Here is a 15169-nt window from a genome sequence, read left to right on the forward strand (position 1 = left end):
TTGAAAAGTGCCACACTACCCACTATAACAATCATGGTGTTGATGAGCAGTTTTATTTTCTCATTTCGGGGTTTGAAGCCAAAAAACCAATAGGCAAGCGTGGGAAGAATGAGTAAGGCTACCAAAATAGCAGCGACCAGGGCAAATGTTTTGGTATAGGCCAGAGGTCTGAACAGTTTGCCTTCTGCTGCTTCTAGTGTAAATACCGGGATAAAGCTAATGACCGTGGTCATTACGGCCGTAATAATAGCCGGAGCCACTTCTTTACTGGCTTCGAAGATTAGGTCTACAAGCCGCTGTTTTTTGTCCATATCCAGATGGCGGCTAATGTTTTCAGTGAGAACAATGCCTACGTCTACCATAGTGCCAATGGCAATGGCTATGCCCGATAGGGCAACAATATTGGCGTCTACCCCCAAATAGCGCATGGCAATAAAGCACATGAGTACGGCTATTGGCAGTAAGGAAGATATAAGTACCGATGCTCTTAGGTTGAGAAGCATAACCAAAACCACTACGATGGTGATTATGATTTCCAGTGTCAAGGCTTCTTCCAGCGTACCAATGGTTTCTTTGATTAGCTGAGTGCGATCATAAAACGGTACAATAGTGAGTTTAGATTCGGTGCCATCGGCCAATACCCTGCTGGGAAGACCGGGGCTTATTTCTTCAATCTTTTTCTTCACATTTTCAATGACCTCCATGGGGTTAGAACCATAGCGGGCCACCACAACACCGCCAACGGCTTCTGCTCCCGATTTGTCTAAAGCTCCTCTTCTGGAGGCCGGCCCTATGGAAACAAAGGCTACATCCCTGACTCGAATCGGAGTGTTGTTAACCGATTTTACTACCGCATTTTCCAGGTCTTCTAGTTTCTTTACATAACCCAGCCCGCGTACAAGGTATTCAGCCTGGTTTATTTCCATGGTTTTGGCACCAATATCCTGGTTACTTTCTTTAATAGCGCGAGCAATTTCAGCAAGAGTCACCCCAAAACCTTTCATGGCAATTGGGTCTATGTCTACCTGATATTCTTTCACAAAACCACCGACAGAGGCTACCTCAGAAACTCCGGTGGCTGAGTTAAGAGCATACTTTACAGTATAGTCCTGCACGGTGCGAATTTCGTGAGGATCCCAGCCTCCTACCGGTCGGCCATTCTTGTCTCTTCCCTCTATGGTATACCAAAATATCTGTCCTAAAGCCGTAGCGTCTGGCCCTAAGGCGGGTTGGGCTCCTTCAGGAAGCAACCCTTTGGGAAGAGCGTTTAGTTTTTCTAAAATGCGGCTCCTGCTCCAATAAAATTCCACACCATCTTCGAAGATCACGTAGATAGAGGAAAAGCCAAACATGCTGGTGCTTCGAATGGTTTTTACACCGGGAAGTCCCAGTAGGGTAGAGGTGAGGGGGTAGGTGATCTGATCTTCAATATCTTGAGGCGATCGGCCGGGCCATTCGGTGAAAATAATTTGTTGGTTTTCACCGATATCCGGAATGGCATCAACAGGCACAGGGTCTTTGGGGAGTCCTATTGTCCAATCGAACGGAGCGGTTACTACCCCCCAGGCCAGAAGAACCACGAGTAACAGAAAAGTTACCAGTCGGTTATACAAGAAAAATTTAATTAGGTTATTGATCATTTTGTTGGTGTTACAATCCGTAGTTGAATTTTGCATTTAGCAATGAGGATTGGCGAACCCATTCAATGATCATTCAGCACAAATTGCTCAACGGCAGGGAACAAACAGCACAATAGTGAATAGAACCTCTAACAGATTGTTGTTTCCCTTTCTGAATGACGAACAGGGTTTCGCCTTAGGATTGTAAACCAGAAGGGATTTTGAGATTGTGGTAGAAAAGGTACAGGTCGGGGTGTATTACCTCTGGAGGGCCTGTGTCAAAAATAGTCTGTTCGTTCAAGTGAATTCCCGCAGAAAGTAGAGGGTCTGAGAACCCGGTTTCGAATAGTAAATGATAGCTGGCCAGCGGAGCCTTTTGGAAGGCTGTAACTTGTTGCTCGTCATCAACAATTTCAAGGGTCCACTCATCGTCACAACAGTCTTCCATTCCTTTGTGCATTTCCATGCTCATACCGCATCGAAACTCCACCTTTTTGAAGATGGCTTTTTCCTGCACACGTCCCATGCATAGGTGTTGGCCAAATAACAACCCAACGGATGTTATCAGGTATAGCATGGTAAGTCCTATGGTAACCGTTTTTTTCACGAACTGTGCAAATATGCGGATGTTTTGAAAAAGTGTTTGGATTGGGAGGCTCGGATGTGTTGAAGTGGGGGGCAGAGCAGTACAACAATTGTATCCGTATTATTAAGATTGGTCTATCAGGATTGCTGTCGAAAGGGGTATTACCTCAAGATATCGCCTTTTTGAAAATCTGATTCACCAACCTTACCTCCTTCGTTGGTATCAGAGTCCATGTAGATTTTCCAGCGATCACCTACTTTTTTGAGCATTACCTGAAACTTACCATAATATGATTGAGATCCTGAATCAGTAAAACGGGTAAGCTTATAAATGCCTGTTTCGTGTGCCCAGAGACCCGATTGGATTCTGCTGATAAAACTAAACTCTATTTTTTGTTTCACCCGGGTTTGATTCCAACGGTTAAAATTTTCAAGATTCTGATCTTTATACTGTTGGCCAACTAGCAATAGGTTTCCGTCTATTGCCACACGAATCACGTCATTGGTGTGAATCTGATTAAAAAGGCTGGCATCTAAATCCTGATAGGCCTGCATGAAGTTGTACCACACATCTCGATTGATGGAGTCTGTTTCGGTTTGAGCCCACAGCGGTGAAGAGCAAAGAAGTAATGTGCAGAGTAAAAATCTTTTCATGCCTGTTTTTTATCGACAACGATGGAAGTCCGGTGTTCTTTTACATTTTCTGCAAAAGAACACCGCTCGACTTTTCTTTGAGCTTTTCAGGATTTTTAAAAAGGTCTATAGCTTCGCGATAAATTTCATTGGTTTGGTTAAAGACCTTGTAGAATGCGTTGTCATCGCCATAGATCTCGCGGGCAATGCGAGCCTTAATCAGGTATTTCATCAAATCTTTGGACTTGTTGAATTGCCTTTGGTTAAAACGAGTTCCATTTTTTTCTCCCAGGGCAACCACTTCTTTGAGCATGCTTTCTGTAACTTCAAATGTAGCTAGAAACTCCTCTGCTGATTGGTTTTTTAGCTCAGGGTGGTTGTCGCGGAAGTCCAGCGTATACTCCCTTATCGTATTGTTGGCCACCAGGCGGTTCACATAAGCGCTGTTATCGGTAGTGTCCAGCCCCACAAAGTAGTCTGGCATTATTCCACCTCCACCATAAACGGTACGGCCTCCGGTGGTTTCATAAGCCAGGTTTTCATCGAAGTGCACACTGTCTTGAGAGAACAATTCTCCCGAAACATAGCGGTCGTAGTAGTCATTGTTGTAGGTTTCTTCACCGTCTTCGTAAGGTTTTTGAATGGAGCGGCCGCTTGGGGTGTAATACCGGGCGATGGTCATGCGTAATTCGGAACCATCGTTAAGGTCGAAGGGTAATTGAACAAGGCCCTTGCCGAACGATCTTCTACCAACAATAAGTGCTCTGTCATTGTCTTGTAAAGCTCCCGCCACAATTTCTGAGGCTGAGGCCGAACCTTCGTTAATGAGTACCATAAGGGCTCCTTCCTGAAAAGCTCCGTCTTTGGTGGCTCGAGCTTCACTATCATACTTTGCGCTTTGTCCTTTTTGGCTTACAATGAGTGCATTCTCTCCGAGAAATTCATCGGAAATACCTATGGCAGCACTCATATAGCCTCCCGAGTTATTTTGAAGGTCCAAAATAAGTTGAGTCATACCCTTGGCTTTGAGTTCAGTGAGTGCGGCTTTAAACTCCCTGTAGGTGCTTTCTGCAAAACGATTTACTTTGATATACCCAATTTTATCATCAATCATGTAGCTGGCATCGAGCGATGTTTGGGCAATTGCTCCTCTGGTGAGCTCAAACTCGAGAATTTCATCTTCATTTTTTCGTACTACCCCAACGGTTACCTGAGAACCTCTAGGCCCCCGGAGCATATCGAAAACCATGCGGTTATTGAGCCCTATACCGGCAATGTTTTCACCATCTACCGTTACAATTTTATCTCCCGCCTGAATACCGGCTTTCTCAGAGGGTCCTCCGGAAAGAGGTGTCACCACATAGAGGGTATCGCGCAGTAAATTAAATTCAACCCCAATACCGTCATAAGTGGCTCTGAGCTGCGACTGGGCCAGTTCGGCATCTTTTGGCGGAATGTACACCGTGTGAGGGTCGAGCTTATCGAGTATGGTTTCTATGGTTTCTTCCAGCAGGCTTGCCGTATTCACAGAGTCTACATAGTCATTTTCGATGTACTCCATCAGCTGGGTAAACTTCTGAATAGAAGCCTGATACTTTCTATTAGCCTTTGGTTCGGCAAAATTGGCTCCAATGAGAACTCCGGCCAGCACAGCCACGGTGAGTAAAATAGGAAGCCTGATATGATATGAAGAGTTTTTGTAATCGCTCACAATAAAGAATTTAATCGGCAAAAATAGATAAACCTGTCAAAAACATGGGCAAATGTCATGGTATGATAGTAACGACTTGTGTTGTTTTGTGTTTAACCAAAAATGTAAGTTCTACATTCCAAGTCTGAATCAAAATTGTTAGTTTCGTTAAACACGCTGAGCAAATGGAAAATCTTTTAAAACGAACTATAAACGACCTTGTTACAGAGAGCCACATCAGAGCCTCTGTGCTTTACTATTTTGGCGTAAAGTTTTACGATTACAAGACGGAAACGTTGGAAGATGTTTGCTCAAGGCATGGGCTCAGGGCCGAGTCGGTAATGAAGGCCATGGAGCTGGTATCCGATAATAATGGTACAACCAAAAAACAACTGCAGTCTTTTCCTGTAGAACTGATGGTTGAATACCTTAAGCATGCCCATTATCTTTTTGTAAAAAAGCGAATTCCCTATATCGCTCAGCTTATTGATGGGCTTCAGACAGTGAATTTTAGATATCAGTCGCTTTCTGCAGATCTAAAGTCTGTTTTTCCTCTCTTTGTTGAAGATTTTATAGAACATATATATGAAGAAGAAGACACCTTCTTTTCTTATGTAAGCCAGCTCTCTCGCTTTCTAAAAGATGATGTGCCCAGTTCGGAGGTCTTTTACTTAATGGAAAAGTACTCGGTCAAAGAATTTGCTTTAGACCACGAGGTTCACGACAATGAAATGGAGGGATTTAGAAAGTTTACGAATAATTACACCTACTGTGAAGAAGCCGACCTTCAGATTAAAGTGCTTTACAGTGAGTTGGAAAGGCTGGAAAAAGACCTCATCTTGCACGCGAAAATTGAAAACGAGATTTTATTTCCGAAAGCGCTCCAGTTGGAACGTTTGGTGAAGCTTAAATTTTACGACCTCGCGAAACACAATTAATGGGTAGAATATTAGCCATAGATTATGGCAGTAAAAGGGTAGGACTGGCCGTAACAGACCCTCTTCAGATTATTGCATCGCCACTGGAAACGGTGCATTCCAAAGATGTTATTGCTTTTTTAAAGGCCTATGATGCTGCAGAAGGTATTGAGTCTTTTGTATTGGGAATGCCCAAAAAACTGAATGGAGAAGATACGAATGCCACACCCCTGGTAAAGCAATTTCGTAACCTTCTTAAAAAGCAGTTTCCCGAAAAACCCGTTTATTTGCATGACGAAAGATTTACCTCCAAAATGGCACTTGATGCCATGATTGCCGGAGGAATGAAGAAGAAAGATAGAAGAGAGAAGGGGAACGTAGATAAAATTAGTGCATCTATTATTCTACAGTCCTACCTCGAAAGTAAAGGCATATGATTTATCCGATTCTAGCATACGGAGACAATATTTTAAGAAAAGAAGCAGAAGATTACCCACGCGATTCGGAAGACCTCACCCAGTTGGTAGAAAACATGTACGAGACCATGTACAATGCCAATGGAGTAGGGTTGGCCGCTCCGCAAATTGGTTTGTCGTACAGAATATTCGTTATCGACTCTACTCAAATGGGCGATGAAGAAGAGGGTACGGGGATCAAGAGGGCCTTCATTAACCCCGAAATATTGGACGAGTATGGCAATGAATGGGCCTTTGAAGAAGGTTGCCTGAGCATACCCGATGTGCATGCCGATATATTAAGGCCCGAGAAACTTACCATTCGCTATTTTGACGAACTGTGGACCCCCCACGAAGAAGAGTTCGATAGCCTGACAGCCAGAGTGATTCAGCATGAATATGATCATCTGGATGGGGTGCTGTTTACGGATTATATTAAAGGACTCAAAAAACAAATGTTGAGAGCCAAGCTCGTGAATATTTCTAAAGGAAATGTAGATATTAAATATCGCATGAAGTTTCCGCTCAAGAAATAAGCTGCATTTTCTATCTTCATAGCAAATACACTTGTTATGAATCGAATCTTTTTAATAGGCTTACTTGTGCTTATTTTTGGCTGTGAGCCCAACAGCAGTATGCAAAATACTGATGAGAAAGCGCTGGAACACCCTTTTATACATACGGCCTACTTCTGGCTCAAAGAAGGTGTTTCTGAACAGGAGGTGGAAGCGTTTAAGGCCGATTGTGAAAAGTTGGCCGATATAGAAACGGTTCGAGCTTTTTATACCGGCAAACCGGCTAATACTACCAGAGAAGTAATAGAGAATACTTATGATTATGCTGTGGTCTTCCATTTTAAAAACCTGGAAGACCAAGAGTATTATCAGAAGCACCCATTACATCTGGAAATGATCGAGAGACATCAACACTTGTGGCAACGGGTAATGGTTACCGATATTGAACATTGATTCAATTGTTCTTAAAAGTGAGCCCGTACCAGTACCGGGCTCTATGGCCTGGCCTATTGGTGCCAATTATATAAACAGACCCGCTTAAACCCAATTCGCCTTTGTTGGCAAGGGATAATCCCTATTTTTGCAGCATCCAAAAAACTAAACCTACCCATTTATGCAGCGATTAAACGAAATTCTGACCACTGTCGACAGTTGGATCGGAAGTTCAGACTGGTTTCCTTTTGTGTTACTGGGGACCGGACTTTTTTTCACAATCTACCTCAAATTTCCTCAGATCAGGTATTTCAGATTTGCCTTCAATGTTGTAAGAGGTAAATATGATAAAGAAGGCGATGAAGGCGATACTTCTCACTTTCAGGCCTTAACCACCGCACTCTCCGGAACGGTAGGTACCGGAAACATTGCCGGGGTGGCCTTAGCTCTTCACCTTGGAGGGCCGGCAGCACTCTTTTGGATGGTCATGACTGCCGCAATTGGTATGTGTACCAAGTTTGTTGAGGTTACTCTCTCTCATAAGTATAGAGAGAAGACTGCCGATGGCTCTATGGCCGGTGGTCCAATGTATTACATGAAGAATGCCCAATTTAAAATTGGCAATAAGTCGTTTAAGCTAGGTTGGTTGGCTGCCATATTTGCGGGAGCCACTGTGTTGTCCTCTTTCGGAACGGGCAATATGCCTCAGATCAACAGTATTGCCGGGGCCGTAAAGTCTACTTTTCAGATTGAACCATGGATAACCGGAGCTGTATTGTCTGTAATTCTGGCCGTGGTAATTATTGGTGGAATCAAAAGAATTGCCGCTGTAACGGAACGATTGGTGCCCGCTATGGCCGTAGTTTATTTCATAGGCTGTTTCTCGGTGATTTTTGCCAATGCCGGCAACATAATACCCGCAATTAGCTCGGTATTTACCAGCTTGTTTACCACCACAGCAGCTACAGGTGGTTTTTTGGGAGCAACCATTGCCTATGCCTTCAATGTGGGGGTAGGTAGAGGTTTGTTTTCTAATGAAGCGGGTCAGGGTTCAGCTCCTATCGCACACGCCTCTGCAAAGGCTCATGAGCCTGTTTCGGAAGGTATGGTAGCCATTCTTGAGCCTTTTATCGATACCATAATTATTTGTTCTATTACCGGGCTTACCCTGCTTTCTTCCGGTGCATGGCAAGAAAAACATTACAACGACTTCGCTGTAACGGATATGTCTATTATAGCGGGTGCTGATTATTCGGACGATGTAAAAGAGGACAGAAAAGCATTGAAGGAGCACCTTTCCGGAGAAAACCCTTTGCCGGTATTCGATGGTATGCTACAGGTGGAGAATGGTAAAATTGTGAGTGATGTTACGGTTATTCATGCGCGATCGGTTGCGGAAGATGTAACTGTGAATGAGTACTTTGGAGGGCCTCCATTGACTGGTGAAGTAGAGATAAAGAACGGTGTTTTGCAAGATGCCAGTATTTCGTTCTACGGAAAATCATTGGTTCATAGCTCGCCACTAACGGCTATAGCCTTCACAAAAGGTTGGTTTGGCGATTATGGTCAGTACATAGTTTCTATAGGGCTTTTGCTTTTTGCTTTTAGCACGGCCATTTCATGGTCTTATTATGGAGATAGAGCTATGACGTTTCTGGCAGGGTCTGGTTCCGTAAAGTACTACAGGGTATTATATGTGGCTGGTTTCTTTGTGGCGTCAATTGCCGATACCACCATTATCTGGACTATTGCTGCTATTGCTATAGCTCTCATGACCTTACCCAACCTCTTGGGCATTTTACTCTTGAGAAAAGAAATGAAGCTAACCATTAAAGAGTATTGGGATGGCTTCAAGAAGGAATATCCTCAAGAGAAAACGCCAGAGTAGCGCGTAAAAGAACTCCAACAAAACATAACAGAAGTCAGGCCGGAACGCCTGGCTTTTTTTGTAAAAAAGGGAGCAATTTTTTGCTTAGGTCTATGGGAATTAGGGTATTACCTCGACTCCTTTCCAAAAGGCAATATAACCTTCAATGGGTTTAGCAGCTTCTTTGGTTACAGGGTAGTACCAAGCTGCGTCCTGGTTTATCTTTCCGTTTACTTCCAGGTTATAATAGCTGGCCTCGCCTTTCCACGGACAGTGGGTATGAGTATTACTCGGCTTAAAGAATGTTTTGTTGATGGATTGAGGCGGAAAGTAATGGTTTCCTTCTATAACAATGGTGTCATTACTTTCCGCTAAAATCTGATTGTTCCAAATTGCCTTCATAGTTCTATGTTTACAAAGTGAACAAGATAAGGCCTTTTGGGTTCAGCAGGGGCTACTGATCTTCGCCAAATTGTGCTTCAGCTTCGGCTATCTGACGTTCGAGCTCTTTTTCTGAATGTGCAGCTTTTTCTACCGCATCGGCTACTACCTGGGCCAGAGAAGAATCCAGAGCAGAAGGAATCACCATTTCAGCAGTAGGATTTTCCAGTGAATTGGCAATGGCATAAGCTGCAGCCAGCTTCATTTCGGTGCTAATGGTGCTTGCCCGAGCTTTTAGGGCTCCTTTAAATATGCCCGGAAAAGCCAGTACATTGTTAATCTGGTTAGGGAAGTCACTTCTTCCGGTACCTACAATAGCCGCTCCGGCCTCATAGGCATCCTTTGGCATAATTTCAGGTGTAGGATTGGCCATGGCGAAAATAATAGGGTTTTCGGCCATGTGTTGAATGTCTTCCTTAGTGAGAATATTTCCCTTACTTACCCCAATAAATACATCGGCACCCTTAATTACTTCATGAATGTCTCCTTCCACATCGTTGAAGTTGGAGTATTTAAGTAATTCTGTTTTGGCCTTATTAAGGTCGTTTCTAAAACGGTGAATGGCTCCCTGAGAATCGCACACAATAAGTGTTTTTACTGATTGACATAGTGGGGAGTCGATATGAAAACAGCGGAGCAATTTGGCAATGGCTATACCGGCCGCACCGGCTCCATTGATCACTACCTTTAGCTCGGTGAGTTTCTTGTTGGTTACTTTACAGGCGTTGATGAGTGCTGCCAGAGTAACAATGGCTGTTCCATGCTGGTCGTCATGAAACACCGGAATGCCAATGTCTTGCAGTTTTTCCTCAATCTCAAAGCTTTCCGGAGCGGCAATATCTTCCAGGTTAATGCCTCCAAAAGCGGGTGAAATTCTTCGGATGGTTTCAATGATATGACGGGTGTTTTTACTGTCAATACAAATAGGAACAGCATTGATTCCGGCAAACTTCTTGAACAACATGGCCTTGCCTTCCATTACCGGAAGAGAGGCCAAGGGGCCAATATCACCAAGTCCTAAAACAGCAGTGCCATTTGTCACTACCGCTATGGTATTGCCTTTTATGGTAAGGTCGTAAGCTCTTTCTGGGTTCTTCTCAATTTCTAGACAAGGTTGGGCCACGCCCGGTGAGTAAACGAGCGAAAGTTTTTCTTTGCTGTCTACTGCAATCTTGTTCACCATTTCAATCTTACCCTGCATCTCTTCATGCAGTTCTACAGACTTCTTGTATACTTCTTCCATACAAATTTAAATCAAGGGGTCAAAGTTAAGGGATTAGCCTCTTAAAAAGGCAGAAGACCATTCTATTGTTTGTTTTTAAGAGCCTTCAGGCAGTTTATTGACTGCTTTGAGTTCTTGGGTTCTCATAAAATAGAGGTAGTCTGCCAGAAGAAATGCGCCAATGCCTGAAAATATGTGCCACAGAAAGTGAGTCCCAAAGGGGATAATATCTGTAAACTGTTTATCTACTTGCCTGAAGTAAATGGCCAGAACAAAGCAAATGGCACTAATTATTATCTGAGCAGTTTTTTTAAAATGATATTTTCTTAGAATAAGGAAAACAGGGAGGAGAAAGGCAATTCCGCTGATCATGTAGGAGGTGTTTATCCCCCTTTGTCCCGGAACAAGATCAATTACTCCCAGGCGCATAAGGAAAACCGGGGTAACAGCGATTATGCCCATCCACCATTTTGGTAAAGCTTTAATCCAGAAGTAAATGCTTATGACTAAGGTTAGGGCAAGAGCGGGCATAAAGTCCATGAGGAGAAAAATGCGTGAACTCCTTAATCCGTGAAAAAGCGTACTGCCCAAACCATTAAGAAAGAGCAATGGAATACAGGCTAATAAAAAACCATACTGAAGCGGGTTTTTACGAATTTTCCATAGATAATAGACCGCAGGGGCTGCGATGGCCAGCGATGAAAAGGCATTCCAGGGTTCTACAATTAAGCTGTCTGTGATATGAGTTTCGGCATACCATGGGCCTCCATCGGTTATTTGTTCCGGACCTAAATACATAACTGTGCTTAGAACTTGTTTAGTCGACTGAAAGTTGCGAAAAAGTTTGAGTTTTCTTTTGGTTTCGACAGACAGGCGGCAGAATAGTTTAACACTTTCTCAGACTCAATACATCCTCTTCTAACTTTCAGCCCCCTTTCGTTTCTCCTATTTTCAAGCAGGCTGGTACTGATGTGGTGTGGGAGCGGCTCAGTAGGGCAAGTATGAAGTTTATAGAGCCTTTAGCTTTTCTGCAGCGGCTTTTAAGGTTGTCTCGTTTTTTGCAAAGCAAAACCTAAGCACATTGCGATCTTCTCCGCTCTGATAAAACACGGAAGTAGGAATGGCCGCAACTCCAACTTCTTTTGTTAGCCACTCGGCCATTTCTATGTCGGGCTTGTCGTTAATTTGGCTATAGTCTAATAGCTGGAAGTATGTTCCGTTCGATTGAATAGCCTTGAACTTGCTGTCTTTGAGGGCTGCCAGAAAAAAGTCTCTCTTTTGTTGATACATGGAGCTTATGCTCAGATAGTTGTCGGGTATGGCCAGATAGTCGGCCACGGCATATTGACTTGGTGCATGTATGGTAAAGGTATTGTACTGATGGATTTTTACGATTTCGGCCATTAGAGATTCAGGAGCAACAAGATAGCCAAGGCGCCAACCGGTAGCATGAAAAGTTTTGCCAAAGGAGAAGGTAGCCACCGACCGCTTTCTCAGTTTTTCCGACCTGAGTACGGAGTGATGCTCCTGACCATCGAATACAATGTGTTCATACACTTCATCGGACAGAACGAGTATTTCGGTGCCTTCCGTTATTTTTTCCAGCGCAATTAAATCGTCTTCTGTCAAAATGGCTCCGCTAGGGTTGTGTGGAGAGTTGATAATGATCATTCTGGTTTTGGCAGTGACAGACTGTTCTACCGCTTCCCAATCGATGCTGTAATCTTCGGGCCGCAAATTCACCCCCACGGCTTTTGCTCCCTGCAAGTTGATAATGACTTCATAGGCATCATAGGCAGGGTTCATGATAATCACCTCATCTCCCGAATGCACCAGAGCACTAATGCTATTAAAAATGGCTTCTATAGCACCACAAGTCACTAATACCTCTGTATCCTTAATGGTCACATCATAGCACCTTTGCACTTTGTCCGCAATGGCGGTTCGCAAAGAGGCTACTCCGGCCATAGGTGGATATTGGTTCATTTCTTTTTTCATGTAGTAATGCACCCGGTCTATCAGCTCAGGCGCAACGTCAAAATCAGGAAACCCCTGAGAGAGGTTAATGGCTCCGTAATCCTGAGCCATTTTCGACATTTTGGTGAATATGGTGATCCCAACGTTGGGTAGTTTCGATTCAATTTGCATGGTTGGAATATAGGCATGCGAAGAACCTTTGACAAACTTCAATTGAAAAGAAAGGACTAGATTAGGGATTGTTTAAGTGTAGGCAGATGAAAAGAAAGCCAAATTTTAAGTTCAATTGGAAATATGCCCTTGGTGAAATTGTGCTCATTTTCATAGGGATCAGCTTGGCCATGGGGTTTGATAATTGGAGTCAGAATAAAAGAGAAAGGGAACAGTTGGAAGGGTACTTGGAAACCATTAGGAAGAATGTGGTTAGTGATACGGCAAGTATTGCAGAAACGGATAGTCGTTACAAGAGCTTTCATGAACTAGCCTTGAATCACCTGAATATGGCCATTCACGATGAATATTCTGAAGAAACCCTTCTAGGGTCGTTACAGATTTTGGCCGAACAATATGTTGTGATAGACCAATCGGGGTTTGAAGCCTTAAAGAGTTCAGGCTTTATAAAAGACTTGCAAGGTACTACCTTAGAAGATGCACTTTTTGCCTATTACACCTCTTATTCAAAAACACTATTGGAAGAAAACAGCCTCAATAATTTCATAGAAAACATGGAGGTTGAACTTTATAATTCATCGAGTAAAGAGGTGGCACACGTCCTTAAATGGACTTCGGCCAAACAATTAGGCCTAGAGTTAGAAGAAGAACCTCAAATGAATTCCGCATTGAAATGGTTTTTCACAGAACCTCACCTTTTAGGAATTATTCAACGCTATGCCGATGAAGATAGCCCGCGTTACGAGTTAATGCTCTCCAATGCTAAGGAATTGATTAGCCAAATAGATTTAGAGTTAAAAAACTGATTAAGTCCTAAACATTTTCCTTCAACCTGCTTTATAGCTTTATGCCAAAGCAGGAAGTTTCCATTGTCTGGTTTAAGCGAGATCTTCGACTCACAGATCACTTGCCTCTGAGAAGAGCGATTGAGTCTGGAGATAAGCTGCTTCTGCTTTACTGTTTCGACCCAGAACTGATTACAGATCCACATTATGATGTGCGACATTGGCGATTTATCTGTGAATCTATTAAGGATATGAATGAAATCCTCAAGCCCCTAGGTCATCAGGTTGAGGTTTTTTATGTCGATTTTCGAGAATTGTTAACCTACTTCTCTAATATCTATCATCTAAAGTCTATATACTCTCACCAAGAAAGCGGACTTAAGGTTACTTATGATCTGGACAAGTGGGTGAAGAAATTCTGCGGTCAGAATGGAGTGCAATGGAATGAGTATTTGCATAATGGTGTGTTACGCGGGGCTAAAAACCGGAAAGATTGGTTGAAAGAGTTTCATGGTTACATGAAGTCTGCTTTGGATCGGCCAGATTTAGAAAAACTCCAAACAATTGAACTCGCTGAGTCTGTAAGGCAGAAGTTCGGTAAGCCGGTTCCTAAAGAGTTTCAATCTTACAATCCCAATTTCCAAAAAGGAGGTACTTCAGTAGGGAAGAAGTATATGAAGAGCTTCTTGACCGATAGAGTGCAGCATTATTCTAAGTCAATCTCAAAACCCGAAGAAAGCAGAAAAGGCTGCAGCCGCTTATCTCCTTATATAGCTTGGGGGAATTTGAGTCTCAGAGAAGTCTATCAGGCGAGATTAACTGCTAAAGATCAATTTGGCTTCAAAAGGCAGTCGGCCAACTTTGGTTCTAGACTTCAGTGGCATGCACACTTTGTGCAAAAGTTCGAAATGGAAGACCGTTACGAGTTTGAGAACATCAACCGGGGATATGATTTCTTAGAGAAGGAAGAAAAACCAGCGCTGATTCAAGCTTGGAAAGATGGCAAAACTGGAGTGCCATTGGTAGATGCTTGTATGAGGTGTTTAAAGGAGACAGGCTATATTAATTTCAGAATGAGAGCCATGCTTGTAAGTTTTCTTACGCACCATTTATGGCAGCATTGGAAAGAAGGAGCCCAGTACTTGGCTTCACAGTTTTTAGATTTTGTGCCTGGTATTCACTACCCACAGTTTCAGATGCAAGCCGGGATGACTGGCATAAATACCATCAGAATTTACAATCCCATCAAGCAAAGCCAAGATCATGATCCTGAAGGAAAGTTTATCAAGAAATGGGTGCCAGAGCTCTCTGGCGTTCCTTCTGAATACATTCATGAGCCTTGGCAAATGCCACCTTTGGAGGCGCGTATGCTGAATATAAACCCCGAAGACCTTAAGCCGGTGGCAGATGTTAAAGCCGCGGCTGAAAGAGCTAGAAAAGCACTGTGGTCACATCGCAATCATGCTGAAGTGAGAAAAGAAAACTACCGCATCCTAAAAAAGCATACCATTCCGGGGAGGCGAATGCAATAACTGTTCATGGGCTGCGTCATGCCGAACTTGCTTCGGTATCTATTTGAAGTACCCTAAGATGAATTCAGGGTGATGAGTTGATCTATTAAACTATTCTATTGGGATATAGTTATCCCATCAATGAAAAAAGGACAGTTGCCAACCAAGATTTGCCCTGTTTGCAATCGCCCCTTTGAGTGGCGCAAGAAATGGAGAAACTGCTGGCAAGAAGTGGTTTACTGTTCAGAAAAATGCAGAAGAAACAGAAACCGTCATGCTGAACTTGTTTCAGCATCTAAACTTTAAAGTCCCTGAAATAATCCCGAACTATCGGAAGAGGGTGACGCAA

At 43.2% G+C, this 15169-nt stretch carries 16 protein-coding genes; 8 read left to right on the plus strand and 8 right to left on the minus strand.

What is annotated here, in order from left to right:
• The 4 genes from B3763_RS16055 to B3763_RS16070 all read right to left on the minus strand — a co-directional run.
• On the minus strand, positions 1–1640 hold a 1640-nt coding region (locus B3763_RS16055; protein WP_286747784.1), incomplete at its 3' end, for an efflux RND transporter permease subunit.
• 175 nt (positions 1641–1815) lie between these two features.
• Entirely contained in the window at positions 1816–2226 is a 411-nt protein-coding gene (locus B3763_RS16060; protein WP_189631643.1) for an HYC_CC_PP family protein, read from the minus strand.
• 140 nt (positions 2227–2366) lie between these two features.
• On the minus strand, positions 2367–2858 hold the full coding sequence (locus tag B3763_RS16065) for a nuclear transport factor 2 family protein (RefSeq protein WP_189631644.1): 492 nt from the start codon (positions 2856–2858) through the stop codon (positions 2367–2369).
• A 40-nt stretch (positions 2859–2898) separates the two neighbouring features.
• Positions 2899–4548: a S41 family peptidase gene (locus B3763_RS16070; protein ID WP_286747786.1), complete on the minus strand. Its 1650-nt coding sequence runs from the start codon at positions 4546–4548 to the stop codon at positions 2899–2901.
• A gap of 164 nt (positions 4549–4712) precedes the next feature.
• On the opposite strand from B3763_RS16070, the gene B3763_RS16075 reads away from it, so the two are divergent.
• The 5 genes from B3763_RS16075 to B3763_RS16095 all read left to right on the plus strand — a co-directional run bounded on the left by B3763_RS16075 (position 4713) and on the right by B3763_RS16095 (position 8734).
• Positions 4713–5465, plus strand: a complete 753-nt coding sequence (locus B3763_RS16075; RefSeq protein ID WP_286747788.1) for a hemerythrin domain-containing protein — start codon at positions 4713–4715, stop codon at positions 5463–5465.
• Positions 5465–5881: a Holliday junction resolvase RuvX gene (ruvX, locus tag B3763_RS16080; RefSeq protein ID WP_189631647.1), complete on the plus strand. Its 417-nt coding sequence runs from the start codon at positions 5465–5467 to the stop codon at positions 5879–5881. Before B3763_RS16075 ends, ruvX begins: the two co-directional genes overlap by 1 nt.
• On the plus strand, positions 5878–6435 hold the full coding sequence (gene def, locus B3763_RS16085; RefSeq protein ID WP_189631648.1) for a peptide deformylase: 558 nt from the start codon (positions 5878–5880) through the stop codon (positions 6433–6435). Before ruvX ends, def begins: the two co-directional genes overlap by 4 nt.
• Before the next feature lie 36 nt (positions 6436–6471).
• Positions 6472–6867, plus strand: coding sequence for a Dabb family protein (locus B3763_RS16090; protein WP_286747791.1), 396 nt, complete (start codon positions 6472–6474; stop codon positions 6865–6867).
• Positions 6868–7027: 160 nt separating this feature from the next.
• Positions 7028–8734, plus strand: coding sequence for an alanine/glycine:cation symporter family protein (locus B3763_RS16095; protein ID WP_189631650.1), 1707 nt, complete (start codon positions 7028–7030; stop codon positions 8732–8734).
• A gap of 99 nt (positions 8735–8833) precedes the next feature.
• On the opposite strand, the gene B3763_RS16100 is transcribed toward B3763_RS16095, so the two are convergent.
• The 4 genes from B3763_RS16100 to B3763_RS16115 form a co-directional block, all read right to left on the minus strand.
• Positions 8834–9115: a DUF427 domain-containing protein gene (locus B3763_RS16100; protein WP_189631651.1), complete on the minus strand. Its 282-nt coding sequence runs from the start codon at positions 9113–9115 to the stop codon at positions 8834–8836.
• Positions 9116–9167: 52 nt separating this feature from the next.
• Positions 9168–10397, minus strand: coding sequence for an NAD(P)-dependent malic enzyme (locus B3763_RS16105; RefSeq protein ID WP_286747794.1), 1230 nt, complete (start codon positions 10395–10397; stop codon positions 9168–9170).
• A 75-nt stretch (positions 10398–10472) separates the two neighbouring features.
• Positions 10473–11174 (minus strand): ceramidase domain-containing protein, encoded by a 702-nt coding sequence (locus B3763_RS16110; protein ID WP_286747796.1) that lies wholly within the window; start codon positions 11172–11174, stop codon positions 10473–10475.
• A 210-nt stretch (positions 11175–11384) separates the two neighbouring features.
• Entirely contained in the window at positions 11385–12566 is a 1182-nt protein-coding gene (locus B3763_RS16115) for a methionine aminotransferase (RefSeq protein ID WP_286747798.1), read from the minus strand.
• A 44-nt stretch (positions 12567–12610) separates the two neighbouring features.
• On the opposite strand from B3763_RS16115, the gene B3763_RS16120 reads away from it, so the two are divergent.
• The 3 genes from B3763_RS16120 to B3763_RS16130 all read left to right on the plus strand — a co-directional run bounded on the left by B3763_RS16120 (position 12611) and on the right by B3763_RS16130 (position 15126).
• A complete protein-coding gene (locus tag B3763_RS16120) occupies positions 12611–13330 on the plus strand; it encodes a hypothetical protein (protein WP_286747799.1) in 720 nt (239 codons plus the stop codon).
• Positions 13331–13371: 41 nt separating this feature from the next.
• Positions 13372–14841, plus strand: coding sequence for a cryptochrome/deoxyribodipyrimidine photo-lyase family protein (locus B3763_RS16125; RefSeq protein WP_286747801.1), 1470 nt, complete (start codon positions 13372–13374; stop codon positions 14839–14841).
• Between the two features lie 120 nt (positions 14842–14961).
• The gene (locus tag B3763_RS16130) at positions 14962–15126 is read left to right on the plus strand and encodes a DUF2256 domain-containing protein (RefSeq protein WP_189631657.1); all 165 of its coding nucleotides are present in this window, start codon (positions 14962–14964) and stop codon (positions 15124–15126) included.
• Positions 15127–15169 lie beyond the last annotated feature (43 nt).

It is taken from the genome of Roseivirga sp. UBA1976 (assembly GCF_002336325.1).
GTDB classification, from domain to species: Bacteria; Bacteroidota; Bacteroidia; order Cytophagales; family Cyclobacteriaceae; genus Roseivirga; species Roseivirga thermotolerans.